This window comes from Lachnoanaerobaculum sp. (assembly GCF_057250505.1).
Genome location: NZ_DBHIEQ010000020.1, coordinates 1 through 17,842, shown reverse-complemented (window position 1 = coordinate 17,842; position 17,842 = coordinate 1). Strand labels below are relative to the sequence as shown.

Genomic DNA, 17,842 nt, shown 5'->3' with positions numbered 1-17,842 from the left:
CTTATAGCGGGAGCGACCGGAACAGGTAAGACAGTGACGCTAAAAGTTATGGCCGAGTCATTTTCCGATGCAGGTGTACCGGTATTTTTCTCTGATATTAAGGGAGATTTATCAGGTATGTGCAAGCCCGGTGAAGAAAAAGAAAGTATAACAAAGAGAGTATCTGAGCTTGGACTTGGTTCCGACTTTAATTTTAAGGCTTATCATACCTGCTTTTGGGATATTTTCGGAAAGAGAGGGCTGCCTCTTAGAACGACTATATCCGAGTTCGGACCTATGCTTTTATCAAAATTACTTGAACTTAATCAGATACAGAGTGATATTTTGAATATAGTATTTAAGATTGCGGATGATGAGGGACTTTTGCTGCTTGATCTTAAGGATCTCAAGAGTATGCTCAACTATGTAAGTGAGAATGTGGCAAACTATAAGGCCAACTATGGAAATATAGCACCTCAGAGTGTAAATGCTATAATGAGAGGACTTGTATCACTTGGAGATAAGGGAGGAGATATATTCTTCGGCGAACCTGCTATAGACATAAGAGATTGGTTTGTAACTAAGGACGGCAAAGGTATGATAAATATCTTGGATGCATCCACTATTATAAACGATCCGAGTATATATGCCACATTTATGCTATGGATGCTTGCAGAACTTTTTGAAATAATGCCTGAAGTAGGTGACCTTGATAAGCCGAAAATGGTATTTTTCTTTGATGAGGCACACCTTTTGTTTAAGGATATGCCTAAGGCACTTCTTCAAAAGATAGAACAGGTTGTAAAGCTTATAAGATCAAAAGGCATCGGTGTATACTTTATCACACAGAGTCCGAGTGACATACCGGGTGAAGTACTCTCACAGCTTGGAAATAAGGTACAACACGCACTTAGAGCATATACACCTGCAGATCAAAAGGCTATAAAGGCTGCTGCGGCAAGTTACAGATCAAATCCTGATTTTAATACGGAGGAAGCTATTACAAACTTGGGTATAGGAGAGGCGGTAGTCTCATTTATCGGTGATGACGGTGCTCCTTCTATGGTCAGAAAAGCAAAGGTGCTTCCGCCACAGTCATATCTTGGGGCAATTGACGACATGCTTAGGGCAACAGTTATTTCAATGTCGGACCTTGCGACTAAATACAGAGATATGGTTGACAGAGATTCAGCATATGAGTTTTTACAGAGATTGCAGGTAGAGACTTCCAAGAAACAGGAAGAGGAAAAGCAGGCTGAGATAGAAAGAAAAGAAGCACAAAAGCAGGAAAAGCTTGCACAAAAGGAAGCAGAAAAACAGGAAAAAGAGGCACAAAAAGAAGCTCAGAAGAAAAAAGATGCTATAAAAAAAGGTGTAGCAAGTGTGGCAGGAACCGCCGCAGGCACTATAGGAAGACAATTGGGTAAAACACTTGGAAAATCAGGTGGAAAGTTCGGCTCAAGTCTGGGTGGAAATCTTGGAGCGAGCCTTGGAAGGGGCATACTTTCCACACTGTTTAAATTATAAATATATGAATATACGTGAAGATGTAGAGCTTAGAGAGGAGTTAACTCTCAGTAAATATGCAGCTCTCAGTAAGAATTCTTTGGGAAGAGACAGATATGAAGAGCCCTGTGATATAAGAACGGTATATCAAAGAGACAGAGACAGGATACTTCATTCAAAGGCTTTCAGAAGATTAAAGCATAAGACTCAAGTATTTTTAGCCCCTGAGGGTGACCATTATCGTACAAGGCTTACACATACTCTTGAGGTATCACAGATTGCAAGGACCATAGCAAAGTCACTTAGACTTAATGAAGATTTGACAGAGGCTATTGCACTTGGACATGACCTAGGGCATACACCTTTCGGTCACTCAGGAGAGGATGTGCTTAATGAAGTCTGTTCATACGGATTTGCACACTATGAGCAAAGTGTAAGAATAGTTGAGTTTCTTGAAAAATCCGGAAAAGGACTCAACCTTACAAAAGAGGTAAGAGACGGTATATTAAATCACAGAACCTGTGGAAATCCGTCCACACTTGAAGGACATATAGTCAGGTTGTCGGATAAAATCGCATATATCAACCATGATATTGACGACTCTATCAGGGCTCATATATTGGTGGAAGATGATATACCGAGTGAATACAGTGATATACTGGGACACTCGGTCAGAGAGCGACTCAACAATCTGATACATGGAGTTATAGAAGAAAGTATAGATAAACCGCAAATCTCTATGAATAAAGGGAAGTATAAGGCAATGATGGGGCTTAGAACATGGCTTTTTAAGAAAGTATATCATAACGAAGTGCCTAAGTCACAGGAAGGCAAGGCAAAGGCTATGATAAAGTCACTTTTTGACTACTATATGTTGCATACAGACAAGCTTCCGGATGAGTATATCTATTTTATAAAAGAGTTAAATCAGGATAGGGAACTGGTAGTATGTGACTATATTGCGGGTATGACGGATTTATATGCGATTGAAAAGTTTAAAGATTTGTTTGTTCCTAAGTCTTGGGATGTATATTAAGGAGGCGAGGTTTGTATTATTCAAATGATATAATAGACGAGGTCAGGTCCGCAAATGATATAGTGGACGTGATTTCAAGCTATGTGAAAATACAAAAAAAAGGCGCAAATTATATGGGGCTTTGCCCTTTTCATTCAGAAAAGTCTCCTTCATTTTCGGTATCACAAAGTAAACAGCTTTTTCATTGCTTCGGATGCGGAGTAGGAGGAGATGTAATCACATTTATCAGGCAGTATGAGAATTATTCGTTTAGTGAGGCGCTTTCAATGCTTGCAAAGAGAGCAAATATTGAACTGCCACAGTTAAGTGAAAGTGATAAAGCAAAAAACGATGAAAAAAATATCATACTTGAGATAAACAAGACAGCAGCCAAATACTTCTATGAGACGCTTTTTTCAAAAGACGGCAAGGAAGGACTTGAGTATTTTAATTTAAGAGGACTTGATGCTAAAGATATAACACATTTCGGACTTGGATTTTCAAAAAATACTCCAAACGATTTATATAAATATCTGAAAGAGCAAGGTTACGATGATGCCATACTCAAAAAAAGCGGACTTATAAATATTGATGAGAGAGGTGCAAGAGACAGATTTTGGAACAGAGTAATGTTTCCTATAATAGATGCAAACTCGAGAGTAATAGGTTTTGGAGGAAGAGTGATAGGTGACGGACTTCCAAAGTATGTCAATTCACCTGAAACGATTGCATTTGATAAAAGCAGAAATCTGTACGGCTTAAATTTTGCAAAGCGAACAAAAAGAGACTTCTTTTTACTGTGTGAGGGATATATGGATGTCATAGCACTGCACAAGGGAGGCTTTGAAAACTCGGTTGCAAGTCTGGGTACCGCACTTACCCCACTTCATGTAAAGCTTTTAACAAGATATACAAAGAAAGTAGTACTTACATATGACTCTGACGGGGCCGGTATAAATGCCGCAAAAAGAGCAATTCCGCTTTTAAAAGAAGAGAATATAAATGCAAAAGTACTCTCAATGGCACCGTACAAGGATCCGGATGAGTTTATCAAAAATCTTGGAAGTGAGGAATTTAACAGGAGAATCGATGCCGCCGACAATGCGTTTCTTTGGGAAGTGGAAATACTGAAAAAAGACTACAATCTGAATGAACCGGATGAGAGAACAAACTTTTATAGAGAAGTTGCAAGGATGCTAAGTACATTCAGTGAGAAGCTTGAACGAGAAAATTATACTCATGCAGTAGCAAGCAGGCTGATGATTGACTACAAATCACTTTTTGATATGGTAAACTCCTACGGTTTTGCTTCAAATACATTAAAAAAAGAAGAGCCGAAAGAAAAGAAAAAACAGGATGACGGATATACAAAGGCACAGGGACTGTTACTTACATGGATAGTTGAAGAGGTGGAACTTTTTGACAAGATAAGTGAATATATTTCACCGATTCACTTTAGCGAAGGATTTTACAGAGATGTTGCAACAAGGATATTTGAAAAGATAAAACAGGGAGATTTTAATTTTTCAAATATTTGTGACGACTATACAGATGATATAGAAAAGCAGAAACTGCTTTCAAAAATACTGAACACTAATCTTGGGACAAACCTCAGTGATGATGAGAAGAAAAAAGCAATCACTGAAAGCATACTAAAAATCAGACAGGCAAGTTTAGACGAGAAGAGCAAAAATGCAAAAGGAATTGAAGAGTTTCAAAAAATCATAAAAGAGCAGGCGATTTTGAGAAAACTTCGTGTTGATTTAGATTAGTGGAGGAAGTATGAGGGGGAAGAAAATAGAAAATGAGTTTGAAAAAATACTCAAAAAAGATATTGACGGAAAAATGACTACTTTGAAAATTCAAAGAATCTTCTCTGAAAATGATATCCCAAAAGAATATCTTCCGGATTTTATAGAATTCCTTGAAGAAAAAGATATTAAGGTGGAAGAAGAGGATGATAAGGAACAGACAGATTTTGACTCGGAGTCGGATCCTGAAGAGTATATACTCTTAAAGGAAACTGAATTTGAAGATGAGTTTGATGAGGAAGATATCAAGGATCTGAAAGATATAGATTTGAACATCTTAGAGAATCTGGATGACTATGTTGCAATAGAAGATCCTATAAAGATGTATCTGAAGGAGATAGGTAAGATACCTCTTTTAAGTGTGGATGAGGAGATGAATCTGGCAAAGAAAATTTGCGATCCGGATGAGAATGTCAGAAAAGAGGCCAGAAAGCAAATGGCGGAATCCAACCTCAGACTTGTAGTCAGTATTGCAAAAAGATATATGGGCAGAGGAATGCAGCTTTTGGACCTTATACAGGAAGGGAATATCGGTCTTTTGCGTGCTGTTGAAAAGTTCGACTACCAAAAGGGGTTTAAGTTCTCTACATATGCCACGTGGTGGATAAGGCAGGCAATAACCAGATCTATTGCAGACCAGGCAAGAACTATAAGAATTCCCGTACATATGGTGGAAACCATCAACAGGCTTATAAAGGTACAAAGAATGCTTGTTCAGGAGCTTGGCAGAGAGCCGAAGCCTATTGAGGTGGCTAAAGCCATGGGAATTCCTGTAGCCAAGGTTAGAGAAATAATGAGTTTTGCACTTGAGCCTGTATCTATGGAAACGCCTATAGGTGATGAGGATGATTCACACCTTGGAGATTTTTTACAGGACTCAAATGCCAAAGTGCCTGTCAATTTTGCAATGGATGTTCTTTTACACGACCAGTTGATGGAGGTTATAAAGTCACTGACTGAAAGAGAACAAATGGTCATATTGCTTAGATTCGGTTTGGAGGACAGTAAGCCCAGGACTTTGGAAGAAGTCGGAAAGGTATTCGGTATCACAAGGGAAAGAATCAGACAGATAGAGGCGAAAGCACTTAGAAAGCTTCGCAATCCGTCAAAAGTAAGGAGATTAAAGGATTTTTTGGAATAGAGGATAAAATGAGGTTATCAAAGAGATTGCAAACTATTGCGGATTTTGTAAAAAAAGGTGCAGTAGTGGCAGATATAGGTACCGACCATGCACATATACCTATTTATCTTATAAAAAATAATATAATATCTAAAGCTTATGCCAGTGATATAAATATAGGACCATTGGAAAAAGCCGGAGAAAATATAAAGTACTTCGGAGTACAAAATATTGAACTCAGGCTTTCAAACGGTCTTGAAAAGCTTAAAACAGATGAGGCGGATACTGTTATTATAGCGGGTATGGGAGGAGAACTCATAATAGATATTTTAGAAAAAGGCAGAAGACTTTTTGAAAGCAAAAGAAAGTTTATACTGTCTCCGCATACAAAGATTGATGTGGTAAGAAAGTTTCTTCTTTCAAACGGATTTGAAATCACAAAGGAAGATATGTGTATTGACGAGGGCAAGTTCTATACCGTTATGGAAGCTTTATATACAGGAAATTCTGTTTCATATACGCAAGGTGAACTGATTTTTGGAAAGTATCTGATTGATAATAAAAATCCTGTACTTTTTGAATATCTTAAGAAGGAAAGGCAAAAGTATTTAAGTATCATTGCAGGTGACGGCATAAATGATACAAGAATAAAGGAAATTAAATACAGACTTGACATAATTAAGGAGACTATAAATGAAATGCAGTAAGATTTTTGAATATTTAACTAATCTGTACCCTCTTGAGCTTGCTATGGACTGGGACAATTCCGGATTTTTGCTTGGAAGAAGTGATAAAGAGGTAAAGAATGTTTTGGTAGTACTTGATATTACAAATGAAGTACTTGAATATGCCGGGGCAAAGGATATTGATTTGATTGTATCGCATCATCCAATTATCTTTTCTGCGATAAAGAGAGTTACAGATGAAACGCTCCTTGGAAACTATATTTTAAATATACTGAAAAATGATATTTCTGTGATTGCAATGCATACAAATTTCGATATTGCAAAAGGTGGTATGGCGGATATCTGTAGCGAAAGGCTCGGACTAAGTAACACCTGTGTATTTGAAAAAACAAATTTATGTGACGGAGAAGAGCTTGGCATAGGTAAAATAGGTGACTTAAAAAAAGATATGTCACTTGATGAACTTATAAAACTTGTAAAGACAAAGTTTGATTTAAGTCATGTGAGTGTTTTTGGAAGAGAAAATATAAGCTCTAATATAAGAAGAGTTGCAATAAGCCCGGGTTCAGGTAAGGGAATGTATAAGTACGCTGTTAAAAGAGCAGATGTCTTTATCACAGGTGATATTACACATCATGACGGACTGGATGCAGCCAATGACGGAGTTTGTATTATAGATGCAACACATTACGGACTTGAGCATCTGTTTATAGATAAGATAAAATCGGATTTGGACAAATGTGAGAGTACAAAAGTCTTTGAATTCAAAAATACAAATCCTGTGGAGATAATTTAGAGAATGGTAAAAGTTTTTTTGGTAGAGGATGAGAAATTTGTAAGAGAAGGTATTAAAAATCAAATAGACTGGAATGCATATGGTTTTGATTTTGTAGGGGAAGCTGCTGACGGAGAGTTGGCACTTCCTTTAATTGAATCTCTAAAACCCGATATTTTAATTACCGATATTAAAATGCCTTTTATGGACGGACTGGAACTTGGCAGGATAGTTAAGAATAAGTTTCCTGATACAGTTATTATTTTTTTAAGCGGATATGATGATTTTGATTATGCACAAAGAGCAATACATATAGGTGCGTCTGAATATATTTTAAAACCTATATCAAAAGAAAAGCTTCTGTCGGTTCTCAAAAAAGTTAAATCCGTCATTACATCAAAATATAACAACACAGACAATTTAAAGATTAAAAGTGTTGAACTTGATATTAAAAAATTTGATACGTCAAATTTTGATAAGGGAAAATTAAGAGAGTTTATTATAAATGGCAGTATATCGGATGTAGAGGATTTTGTAAAATCATATATTGATAATATGGGAGGCCAACTGAAGTCTTTGATTTTCAGGCAGTATATTGTAATGGATGCATTTATAGAGGCAAATAATTTTTTTGATGATAAAAGCAGCGATAAAGAAGAGCTTGGAAACAAATTCGGCAGTGTGGAAGTTATTGATTTGGCAGTTACGGATATCTATATGATGAAGGAGTATTTGTTGAATTTATTGATATATATGATTGAAAAAAAGGATAAGCTTACAGGAAGGCAATACAGCTTTTTATTAAATAAAGCTAAGGATTTTGTAGCCAAAAACTATATGAATTGTGATATATCCCTAAATACTGTTGCGGAATATATAGGTCTGAGTCCGGCATATTTCAGTACTATATTTAAGCAGGAATCAGGCGTAAATTTTATAGATTACCTGACAAAAATCAGAATAAATGAAGCAAAGAGGCTTTTAAGAAGCAGTGATAAGAGGATATCCGATATTGCATTAGAGGTGGGCTACAGAGATCAACATTACTTCAGCTCATTATTCAAAAGATATCAGAAAGATACCCCAAAGGCATATAGAGAAAAGAAAAATGAAAAGTAGTATACAAAATTATGTTATGAAAAGATTGCTCATAACATTTATTCCTGTATCAATTATTATCGTTTATTTATTACTGGTTTTAAAGTGGCAAAATGATGAATATACCGATATAGTCAAAAACTTAAGTATTGCTACTGAATTTAATTTCAAATTTAAAGAAAATATCGACCATAAGATGTATCGTGTAGTAATAGGTGCAGATACGATTGAAAACCAAAATCCGTATGAAGATCTTGAATATGCTAAAAAAATATTTGAAAGACTTTTGGATTCAAGTAATTCAAAAGTGGAGACAAACAGACCGAGAGGTCTTATAATCCTTGTAAATATATTGAAAGATCAAATAGATAATATTGCAAAGAGTGATATATATAAGGATTACAATAAAAATATGGATAGCCTTGAATATGATATAAGAATTACGACGGAACTTATAGAAGACACTGTGAATGACTATATTTATGAAGAAACTAAGGAACTTAATGTAGTGAGTATCAGGCTTAGAAAACAGATGACAGTTATTTTCACTTTAAGCATTGTAAGTATAGTATGTATATTATATTTTACCGTTTATATGTACAAGCGTGTATCAAGACATATTGCAGACCCGATAAAAAAACTTTGTAATTATACAAAGAGAAGTGAAAATGATTTACTTAAGAATAATTTGGAAAGTCAAATTCTAGAAATTGATGAGCTTTCCAAAAACTTTAATGATAAAATAATCAGAATAAAAGAATTGATAGAGAATATAAAAACAGAACAAAAAAATAAGAAAAATGCAGAACTTTGGCTGTTGCAATCACAAATAAATCCACATTTTTTATACAATACTTTGGATACGGTAGTATGGATGGCGGAAGCAGGAGATTCAAAAAAAGTAGTGGATATGATTACAACATTGTCAAGCTTTTTAAGGATCGGACTTAATAACGGAAGAAGATTTATACAGATAAGAGAGGAAGTCAAACATATAGAAAGTTATTTAAAGATACAAAAATTCAGATATGAAGATATACTTGAGTATGATATTGAGATTGAAGACAGCCTGTATGATATGAAAATACTGAAACTTTTATTACAGCCTATTGTAGAGAATGCACTTTATCATGGCATAAAGTATAAAAGAGGTGGTGGAAATATCTGTATCAGCGGATATAAAAAAGATAATACTATAGTTTTAAAAGTAACGGATAACGGCATAGGTATGAATGATGTTAAGCTTAAAAGTATTAAGGATATGTTGGAGAATATTTCTGTATTTGAAAATATCGCTATGAAAGATACTTTAAAGACAAAATATCCTGACAAAGGGTTCGGGCTTTGTAATGTAGCTGAGAGAATAAAGCTTTATTATGGCAATGAATATGGTTTAACTATTGAAAGTAAAGAAAATGTAGGTACAACTGTTACTATAAATTTAACTATAGAGTAGATTTTATTATAATGTTTAGACATCAAAATATATTAAACTTTCAGCATAAAAAATTCTACTTAATATATGAATTTTGAAAAAATAATATAAAGTTTACATAATAAATTCTATATTTATATAGTCTTTTTTGAATTATAATAGAGGAGAAAAGTAAATGTTTTCGTAATCATAAAGTTTTAAAGGAGGAGTTTATGAGTAAAAGAGGGTTCGGTTTTGTATTGTCGGCAATCATGATTGCAATGTTGGCACTTACAGGCTGCGGAGGTTCCAAAGCAACTGATGAGTCAAAGTCTATTGAATCGTCAGAGACTTCAGGCGAGAGCAAGAGCGAAGAGGCAAAGAGTGAGGAGTCAAAGGATTCATCAAAGCTTATTGTAGTGGGTTATGCACAAGTGGGAGCGGAGTCTGATTGGAGAACGGCAAATACGGAGTCATTTAAGACCACATTTGTTCCTGAAAACGGTTATAAGCTTATCTTCAATGATGCACAGCAGAAGCAGGAAAATCAGATAAAGGCTATCAGAGATTTTATACAGCAGGAGGTTGACTATATTGTTCTTGCACCTGTTGTAGAGACAGGATGGGATACAGTATTGCAGGAGGCAAAGGATGCAGGTATACCGGTAATACTTTCAGACCGTATGATAAAGACATCTGATGACTCACTTTATACTGCAATGGTATGTGGTAACTTCTTAAAGGAGGGAGAAACGGCAGGACATTGGCTTGAGGAATATTTAAGGTCAAAGAATGTGAGTTCTGATAAAAAGATAAACATAGTTACACTGCAAGGTACAATAGGAGCGTCAGCTCAAGTGGGCAGAACTGACGGATTTGCAAATGTTTTAGCAGAAAATCCAAACTGGAATATGCTTGCAAAGCAGACAGGTGAGTTTACACAGTCAAAGGGTCAGGAAGTTATGGAATCTTTCCTAAAGCAATTTGATAATATAGATGTTGTAGTTGCTGAGAATGACAACATGGCTTTCGGTGCAATAGATGCAATAAAGGCTGCCGGAAAAACCTGCGGACCGAATGGTGATATAACAGTTATATCTTTTGACGCCGTAAAGGCTGCATTTGATGCAATGATTGCAGGTGATTTGAATGTAAGTGTTGAGTGTAATCCTCTTCACGGCCCTAGAGTGGCGGAGATTATTCAAAAACTTGAAAAAGGTGAAACTGTAGATAAGATTCAGTATGTTGACGAGACATATTTTGATACAAGCATGGATCTCGAGAAAATTAAGGCAGGAAGAGCTTATTAATACAGCATAATTTGATATTTTGCTTAAAGAAAATACCGGGAGTGAGGAGTATATTACTCCTTGCTCCTTTTGAGGTTATTATGGATAATTTATTGGAAATGAAGGGGATATATAAAAATTTCCCCGGTGTAAAGGCACTTGATGATGTGGATTTTTATTTAAAAAAGGGTGAAATTCATGCATTGATGGGAGAAAACGGTGCCGGAAAATCCACTCTTATAAAAGTACTTACAGGTGTGGAAGAATTTGAAACAGGACAGATTATACTTGAAGGTAAAAAAAGCATAATCAATAAAAGCCCGAAAGAAGCACAGGCAAACGGAATCAGTACAGTATATCAGGAAGTAAATCTCTGCCCGAATATATCGGTTGCGGAAAATCTTTTTTTAGACAGAGAACCGAGAAAATTCGGACTTATAGATTGGAAAAAGATGAATAAGACGGCAAAGGAGCTTTTAGATAAACTTGATATAAATATAGATGTAACAAAACCTACAGAGCATTATTCCATTGCCGTTCAGCAGATGGTTGCGATAGCAAGAGCTGTAGATATGTCCGCAAAAGTACTTATACTTGATGAACCTACTTCATCACTTGATGATATTGAAGTGGAGAAATTGTTTGCACTTATGAGAAAACTGAAATCAGACGGGATAGGTATTATATTTGTAACTCATTTTTTGGAGCAGGTATATGCGGTATGTGACAAGATTACAGTTTTACGAAACGGCTGTTTGGTGGGAGAATTTGAAGTGGAAAACCTGCCGAGAGTGCAGCTTGTAGCCAAAATGATGGGTAAAGACTTCAATGATCTTGAAAATATTAAAGGAGAAAATAAGGAATTAAAAAATAAAGAGATTCTTTTAAAAGCCTGTTCAATCGGTTCAAGAGGTAATGTAAAACCTTTTGATTTGCAAATAAATAAAGGCGAAGTGATAGGAATTACAGGACTGCTCGGTTCAGGACGCTCAGAGTTGGTAAGAGCTATATACGGTGCCGACAAGGCTGACAGCGGAAAACTTGAGTTTAAGAATGAAGAAGTTAAGATAAAGGCAACTATAGATGCTATGAAACTTGGTATGGCATATTTGCCTGAGAACAGGAAGGATGAGGGAATCATAGCGGATCTGTCTGTAAGAGAAAATATGATAATTGCTTTGCAGGCAAAAAGAGGCCTGTTTAAGCTCCTTCCGAATAAAATGCAGGAAGAGTTTGTAGATAAATATATTGAGATACTTCAGATAAAAACCGCAAGCAAAGAGACACCTATAAAGCAACTTTCAGGCGGTAATCAGCAAAAAGTTATCCTTGGCAGATGGCTGCTTACAAACCCTGATTTACTTATCCTTGATGAGCCGACAAGAGGTATTGATGTGGGTACAAAAACAGAAATACAAAAACTTGTACTCAGACTGGCGGATGAAGGTATGAGTGTGATATTTATTTCTTCAGAAATAGAAGAAATGATCAGAACCTGTCAAAGGATGGTAGTAATGAGGGATAAGAAAAAGGTGGGAGAACTTGATGCAAATGAAATATCTCAAAAGAATATAATGAGTGCTATAGCAGGAGGTGCAGATAATGAATAATATAAATATAAAAAAGATAACTTCTGCCGGACTGTTTCTTCCCATACTCAGTCTGATCTTGGTTTTGATTATAAATGTAATAAAGACTCCGAACTTTTTCTATATTACAGTGCAAAACGGTGTTCTTTACGGATATATAATTGATGTAATAAACCGTGCAAGTGAACTTGTCATATTGGCGGTAGGTATGACTTTGGTTGTAGCTTCATCAGGAGGCACCGATATATCCGTAGGTGCCGTATGTGCATTGGCAGGTGCAGTTGCCTGCTTTATTTTAGCAGGAGGTCAGGTCTCTACAGATATATACCATGCACCGTATATAATTGCTTTTTTAGCGGCAATACTGGTAGGACTTTTATGCGGTTCGTTTAATGCATTTCTTGTAGCTAAGATGAATATACAACCTATGGTTGCCACTTTGATACTCTTTACTGCCGGAAGAGGTATGGCACAGCTTGTAACAAACGGACAGATAACATATATAAGGGTGGATTCGTTTAAGATGCTTGGCAATTCAATTAAGGGTATACCGCTTCCCACACCTGTATTTGTAGCAATAGCTGTAGTGGCAGTGACTTTTGTGATACTTAAAAAAACCGCACTTGGACTGTATATTGAAACTGTAGGTATTAATAATAAGGCGGCAAGACTTGTAGGACTGAATCCTGTACTTATACAATTTATAGCTTATGCATTTTGCGGACTTTTGGCAGGTCTTTCCGGTATGATAGTATCTTCAAGAGTATATTCCGCCGATGCCAATAATGCAGGGCTTAATATAGAACTTGATGCAATACTTGCGGTCGCACTTGGCGGAAACAGTTTGGGAGGAGGCAGGTTCTCACTTCTTGGAAGTGTAATAGGAGCTTATACAATTCAGGCACTTACTACAACATTGTATGCTATGAGTGTGTCTGCCGATCAGCTGCCTGTGTACAAGGCGATAGTGGTCGTAATAATTGTTTCTTTACAGTCAAAAGAGTTACAAAGAATAATAAGAGATATTAGACATAGCAAAAAGAAAGTGGAGATTGCATATGAGAAATAAGATTAAAAATATAGAGAATAAAACTTTTTTATTGTATATGACTGTGGTTCTTTTCATTGTAATGTATGTGATCGGAATTGTGATGTTCCATGACAAAGGATTTCAAAAGCCTCAGGTTTTTTTAAATCTGTTTATATCAAATGCCGGCCTTATAGTGATAGCTACAAGTATGACAATGGTAATAATATCAGGAGGAATAGATATTTCAGTAGGATCATTTGTAGCACTTATCTGTATGATGCTTGCATATATGATGGAAAAAGGGAAAATGAGTGCAATAAGTTCTATCATAATTGTAATGGTAATGGGGCTTGCTTTCGGACTTGTACAAGGTGTGCTTATAGCCTATTTGAATATTCAGCCTTTTATAGTTACTCTTGCCGGAATGTTTTTTGCCAGAGGAATGACTGCTATTATATCACAGGAGATGATCAGTATAAAAAATGAGGCGTTTTTATCATGGGCAAATAATAAGATTACAATTCCGATATTTGGGATTGTAAATAAAAAGGGAGTCACCATATATCCCTATATTTATCCTACAGTAATAGTTGCTATGGTAATATTGGTATTTATGTTTGTATTACTAAGGTATACAAAGTTTGGAAGAAGCATATATGCTGTAGGTGGAAATGAACAGTCAGCACTGCTTTTAGGATTAAATGTAAAAAAGATAAAATTGCAGGTGTATATACTTAACGGAATACTTTGTTCAATAGGGGGATTTTTATTCTGCCTAAACACTTGTGCAGGCTTTGTAGAGCAGGCAAAAGGTTTTGAGATGGAAGCAATAGCCGGTTCGGTTATAGGAGGTACACTGCTTACAGGCGGAGTCGGGAATGTATTCGGAAGTTTATTTGGGGTACTGATAAAAGGTACCATTGAAGCTTTTGTAAGTTTTCAGGGAACATTATCTTCCTGGTGGACAAAAATTATAATAGCTGCCATACTTGCATTTTTTATAATTTTACAGAGTATACTTGCGATGTCAAAGAGAGGTAAGAAGTAAAATAAGCATTATTATAAAAATACTACCGTGAAAAGATCCGGTAGTATTTTTAAATTTTTCTATTTAAAAATTTATAGACATATATTATATTGGATGCAATATAAATTGTTAGAGGAAGGTGAGTAGGAATTTTAAATTTTATATACAAACATTTCAAGAAGATCTTAGCGGTCTTTTTTGTATGTTTACTTGCTTACTTGTTTAAGGATACGCTTGTAAATATAGCAACACCGTCCAACTCGGAGTTTAGTGATATGGTGATAACATCTGACGGTGCAGTGGCAACACCGACAAATGCCGGAAGGTATGAGGTGAATCTTGACGGTATAAGTGTAATAGTCAGTGCACCTGAAGGAAGTTTTAACAGAGAAGTTCTTCTTAAGACATCCGGAGTGGATAATAACGAAGATGTAAAAAGATTACTTTTAAAGAATTTAAATATTGATAAGGATTCAAAAGGAACACTTAACAAGTCTGAAGATAAAGAAAGCGAAAATACTGAAGAATATATAGATAATGTAGAAAAATCGTTTACTGATGAGACCGTTACAGATGATGAAAGTTCCGGACGCGATGTGACTGAGGGAGAAGAATATGTAGACAGCACCATATCTTTGGATATTCATTTTGAAGATGAAAGCGGTAGTGAGGTGGAACCGCTAAAGCAAGTTTATGTAAATATAAAGCTTGACAGCGGACTGATACCCAAGGGGATAAATCCTGAGGATGTTCAAATATATCATATAAAGGATGATGAGAGTATATCCAAGGTGGATGATATTGCTCTTACCAAAGATAAAGATGATGGCAGTATTACAACTAATTTCAGTACCGACAGTTTTTCAACATTTTCATTACATTGGGGCTCGACAAGCAGCAGGTTTTATGTGAATGTAAAATATGTCGATACAAACGGCAATGAGATAACTGCAGATCCAAGTAAGTTTGAATTATTTAAAAACAATAATAACGGAGTATTCGGTAATGACAATGATAAAATAACTACCATAGAACTTGATACCGGCATAGTGGGTATGAGGTATAAATATGCCGGAACTGTAATGTAAAACTGAACTGTAGTAAATAATGTACTGCAAATAGAAAGAGAAACCGGCCTTATAAAAGGACTTAGATATACGGTGGACGGTACAAATTTGGTAGTACTTTCATCTAATGAAATGAGATATCTTGAACTTGTATACGAGCCTGGAGGAAGAACTATTTTAAACAGAAGAATAAGGACTGGTATAAGTAAGACTGTGGAAGATCCGGATAAGGACGGAATCTATGACCTTACACTGAAAATAAGTAATAAGACCGGAAGTATGTCAAACAGAACAAATATGGATGTATTGTTCTTACTGTGGACACTACAAGCAATGAGTATTGCACAGTTTGCAATCATGATTGGAGCAGGTATCTTATTCATTCTTGTATTCTTTAGAAGAAAAAGAGAAGAAGAGAACTAAGAATGAATGTTATAGGAAAATGTGTATACATAGAAAATAGGATTATAGATATAATCGCTATTCTTATGGCGGTGATAACGTTCTTATTCGGCGCATACTCACTCTATGATGTTTTCCATGTGTACAAAGAGGCATCTCTTTCAAGTGAAATATTAAAGAATGCCCCCGGCACCGCCGAAAATGAGAATGATACCTTAAATGTGGAAGCACTGTTTGAAAAATATTCCGATATTAGGGCATGGCTTAATATCTTTGATACAAATATAAACTACCCGGTAGTTCAGTGTGTCGATGATGCCGAGTATCTGAATAAAGATATAGATGATAACTTTTCACTTGCAGGGTCTATTTTCTTAAGCAGTCTGTGTGACGGTACTTTAAATGAGCATTATTCCTTGGTTTACGGACATCATATAATGACGGCTCAAGCAGCAGAGACGAAATAAGACAAAAAAAGGATACGGATAACAATAAAAATGAGATTAAGGAGAATGTCGCACCTACTATTGAGATTGACGAACCTTACAATAAGCCTCATATAAAGCCTTAAGATTCTAACGATGCAAGCACAATTAATATGTGTTTTTATTTTATTATTTTTTAAGAAAAGGAAAAACTACCTGTAAGCAAAATTTTACCGGGTGGTTTTTTGTTATAGTATAATTTTGGGATTGCAGATAGTATAATTTTGATAGAATATAATATTTAAATGGCAATGTTTAAAAATATTTTATAAAATATTAAAAAAAATTATAAATTGTATTGGCAAAAGCCTTATTAGTATTTACGAATGCATAATTGTAGAATATAATAGACATAACAGGGGGAAGTTTTCCCGAATGATAGTGTGTTATCCACTGCCGTATGATAGAGATTTTCGTGGTGGAGATAGAATTGAAATAAGGAGAGAACATGATTTTAGAGGCTTGTATTGAAAATGTTACTTATTTGAAAGATGTGATTCATGCAGGAGCAACAAGGATTGAGCTTTGTGACAATTTGGCAGTGGGTGGTACTACAGTAAGTATGGCGGTAAGGGATTACGCAAAGTTTATCTGCGACAGCAATGATGTGGAATTGGCTGTTATGATAAGGGTCAGAGGAGGAGACTTTGTATATAATAATATAGAAAAATCCATTATGTACAACGATCTTAAGGAGATGGCCAAGCAGGGCGTAAAAAGAGCCGTTATAGGTGCCGTTACGGAGAGCGGTGAGCTTGATAAGGACTATATCAAGGAACTTATAGGTGCACCTAAGTTTTTCAGAAAAGAGATGAATTTTACTTTCCATATGGCATTTGATCGTATCGGTGAGGGTCTTGAGCCTGAAGAAGCTCTTGAAAAGAGACTTGAAGCTATAAAGACTTTGTCAAAGCTTGGAGTGGATACAATACTTACACATGGAAGTGCCGAAAATAATGATATTTTTGATAATATAGATACTCTGAAAAAATATATTTCCTTTGCAAAAAAGTATAATATAAATATAATGCCGGGCGGAGGAGTTACATTTGAAAATGTAGATAAGTTGATTAAAAAGTTTCCAAGCATTACCGCCGTACACGGCACAAGGATAGTGAAACTATAAATGATATATTAAATCAAGAAGGGCTGTCGGGAAATGACAGTCATAAGAAAGGGAGGTATAACTCAAAATGAGTTATACCTCCCTAAATTTTTACAAAAAAAGATGGCTAACGATAACCATCTTTCTCCGTTATATGTTATAATGTAACTATGCTTACAGTTAATTATTATAACGACTTTTTTGAAATAAGCCAACAGAAAATCAAATTTAGCTTCTATAGAATTGAGTTTACTCGATGAAAATCCAGTCTATATCCTAAAAAAGTTATGGAGGATTTAAATTTTTCCGGACTGTTAGCCAATTGTTCGGATAAGGGAATAACAGGGTATAACCCAATCATGATATATGCAGTTATTACTTATGCAAATAGGTCTGTTAGATTCTATTGATAAACTTTACTCGGACTATAATTCTTTTTTACAA

Annotated in this window: 16 protein-coding genes and 1 pseudogene; all 17 read left to right on the top strand. The window is 35.5% G+C overall.

The window, feature by feature from the left end; genetic code table 11:
• A partial coding sequence (locus ACO6FI_RS09165; protein WP_485457069.1) for a helicase HerA-like domain-containing protein occupies window positions 1-1,506 on the top strand: 1,506 nt, incomplete at its 5' end.
• Window positions 1,507-1,510: 4 nt separating this feature from the next.
• The gene (locus ACO6FI_RS09160; RefSeq protein WP_485457099.1) at window positions 1,511-2,521 is read left to right on the top strand and encodes a deoxyguanosinetriphosphate triphosphohydrolase; all 1,011 of its coding nucleotides are present in this window, start codon (window positions 1,511-1,513) and stop codon (window positions 2,519-2,521) included.
• Between the two features lie 11 nt (window positions 2,522-2,532).
• Window positions 2,533-4,272, top strand: coding sequence for a DNA primase (gene dnaG / locus ACO6FI_RS09155; RefSeq protein ID WP_485457068.1), 1,740 nt, complete (start codon window positions 2,533-2,535; stop codon window positions 4,270-4,272).
• Between the two features lie 10 nt (window positions 4,273-4,282).
• Window positions 4,283-5,452: an RNA polymerase sigma factor RpoD gene (gene rpoD / locus ACO6FI_RS09150; RefSeq protein ID WP_485457067.1), complete on the top strand. Its 1,170-nt coding sequence runs from the start codon at window positions 4,283-4,285 to the stop codon at window positions 5,450-5,452.
• An 8-nt stretch (window positions 5,453-5,460) separates the two neighbouring features.
• Window positions 5,461-6,138 (top strand): tRNA (adenine(22)-N(1))-methyltransferase, encoded by a 678-nt coding sequence (locus ACO6FI_RS09145; protein ID WP_485457066.1) that lies wholly within the window; start codon window positions 5,461-5,463, stop codon window positions 6,136-6,138.
• Window positions 6,125-6,913 carry a Nif3-like dinuclear metal center hexameric protein gene (locus ACO6FI_RS09140; RefSeq protein WP_485457065.1) on the top strand — a complete coding sequence of 263 codons (789 nt, stop codon included), beginning with the start codon at window positions 6,125-6,127 and terminating at the stop codon, window positions 6,911-6,913. Before ACO6FI_RS09145 ends, ACO6FI_RS09140 begins: the two co-directional genes overlap by 14 nt.
• Before the next feature lie 3 nt (window positions 6,914-6,916).
• Entirely contained in the window at window positions 6,917-8,011 is a 1,095-nt protein-coding gene (locus tag ACO6FI_RS09135) for a response regulator transcription factor (RefSeq protein WP_485457064.1), read from the top strand.
• Window positions 8,001-9,446 carry a sensor histidine kinase gene (locus ACO6FI_RS09130; RefSeq protein WP_485457063.1) on the top strand — a complete coding sequence of 482 codons (1,446 nt, stop codon included), beginning with the start codon at window positions 8,001-8,003 and terminating at the stop codon, window positions 9,444-9,446. Before ACO6FI_RS09135 ends, ACO6FI_RS09130 begins: the two co-directional genes overlap by 11 nt.
• Before the next feature lie 191 nt (window positions 9,447-9,637).
• Window positions 9,638-10,714 (top strand): ABC transporter substrate-binding protein, encoded by a 1,077-nt coding sequence (locus ACO6FI_RS09125; RefSeq protein ID WP_485457062.1) that lies wholly within the window; start codon window positions 9,638-9,640, stop codon window positions 10,712-10,714.
• An 80-nt stretch (window positions 10,715-10,794) separates the two neighbouring features.
• A complete protein-coding gene (locus tag ACO6FI_RS09120) occupies window positions 10,795-12,303 on the top strand; it encodes a sugar ABC transporter ATP-binding protein (protein ID WP_485457061.1) in 1,509 nt (502 codons plus the stop codon).
• Window positions 12,296-13,351 (top strand): ABC transporter permease, encoded by a 1,056-nt coding sequence (locus ACO6FI_RS09115; protein ID WP_485457060.1) that lies wholly within the window; start codon window positions 12,296-12,298, stop codon window positions 13,349-13,351. The genes ACO6FI_RS09120 and ACO6FI_RS09115 overlap by 8 nt, the downstream gene beginning before the upstream one ends.
• Window positions 13,341-14,360, top strand: a complete 1,020-nt coding sequence (locus ACO6FI_RS09110) for an ABC transporter permease subunit (protein WP_485457059.1) — start codon at window positions 13,341-13,343, stop codon at window positions 14,358-14,360. The genes ACO6FI_RS09115 and ACO6FI_RS09110 overlap by 11 nt, the downstream gene beginning before the upstream one ends.
• A gap of 254 nt (window positions 14,361-14,614) precedes the next feature.
• Window positions 14,615-15,427, top strand: a complete 813-nt coding sequence (locus tag ACO6FI_RS09105) for a hypothetical protein (protein WP_485457058.1) — start codon at window positions 14,615-14,617, stop codon at window positions 15,425-15,427.
• A gap of 72 nt (window positions 15,428-15,499) precedes the next feature.
• Complete coding sequence (locus tag ACO6FI_RS09100; RefSeq protein WP_485457057.1) at window positions 15,500-15,829, top strand: hypothetical protein; 330 nt, start codon at window positions 15,500-15,502, stop codon at window positions 15,827-15,829.
• A gap of 2 nt (window positions 15,830-15,831) precedes the next feature.
• Entirely contained in the window at window positions 15,832-16,275 is a 444-nt protein-coding gene (locus tag ACO6FI_RS09095) for a hypothetical protein (RefSeq protein WP_485457056.1), read from the top strand.
• Window positions 16,276-16,741: 466 nt separating this feature from the next.
• Window positions 16,742-17,419: a copper homeostasis protein CutC gene (locus ACO6FI_RS09090; RefSeq protein ID WP_485457055.1), complete on the top strand. Its 678-nt coding sequence runs from the start codon at window positions 16,742-16,744 to the stop codon at window positions 17,417-17,419.
• Window positions 17,420-17,568: 149 nt separating this feature from the next.
• Window positions 17,569-17,799, top strand: a pseudogene (locus ACO6FI_RS09085) (transposase); the annotation flags it as partial.
• Between the last annotated feature and the right edge of the window lie 43 nt (window positions 17,800-17,842).

Bases quoted from the DNA above. Each gene is read 5' to 3' on its own strand.
- ACO6FI_RS09160 (WP_485457099.1), top strand. From the start codon at position 1,511: ATGAATATACGTGAAGATGTAGAGCTTAGAGAGGAGTTAACTCTCAGT.
- rpoD (WP_485457067.1), top strand. From the start codon at position 4,283: ATGAGGGGGAAGAAAATAGAAAATGAGTTTGAAAAAATACTCAAAAAA.
- ACO6FI_RS09145 (WP_485457066.1), top strand. From the start codon at position 5,461: ATGAGGTTATCAAAGAGATTGCAAACTATTGCGGATTTTGTAAAAAAA.
- ACO6FI_RS09140 (WP_485457065.1), top strand. From the start codon at position 6,125: ATGAAATGCAGTAAGATTTTTGAATATTTAACTAATCTGTACCCTCTT.
- ACO6FI_RS09135 (WP_485457064.1), top strand. From the start codon at position 6,917: ATGGTAAAAGTTTTTTTGGTAGAGGATGAGAAATTTGTAAGAGAAGGT.
- ACO6FI_RS09130 (WP_485457063.1), top strand. From the start codon at position 8,001: ATGAAAAGTAGTATACAAAATTATGTTATGAAAAGATTGCTCATAACA.
- ACO6FI_RS09125 (WP_485457062.1), top strand. From the start codon at position 9,638: ATGAGTAAAAGAGGGTTCGGTTTTGTATTGTCGGCAATCATGATTGCA.
- ACO6FI_RS09120 (WP_485457061.1), top strand. From the start codon at position 10,795: ATGGATAATTTATTGGAAATGAAGGGGATATATAAAAATTTCCCCGGT.
- ACO6FI_RS09115 (WP_485457060.1), top strand. From the start codon at position 12,296: ATGAATAATATAAATATAAAAAAGATAACTTCTGCCGGACTGTTTCTT.
- ACO6FI_RS09110 (WP_485457059.1), top strand. From the start codon at position 13,341: ATGAGAAATAAGATTAAAAATATAGAGAATAAAACTTTTTTATTGTAT.
- ACO6FI_RS09105 (WP_485457058.1), top strand. From the start codon at position 14,615: ATGGTGATAACATCTGACGGTGCAGTGGCAACACCGACAAATGCCGGA.
- ACO6FI_RS09095 (WP_485457056.1), top strand. From the start codon at position 15,832: ATGAATGTTATAGGAAAATGTGTATACATAGAAAATAGGATTATAGAT.
- ACO6FI_RS09090 (WP_485457055.1), top strand. From the start codon at position 16,742: ATGATTTTAGAGGCTTGTATTGAAAATGTTACTTATTTGAAAGATGTG.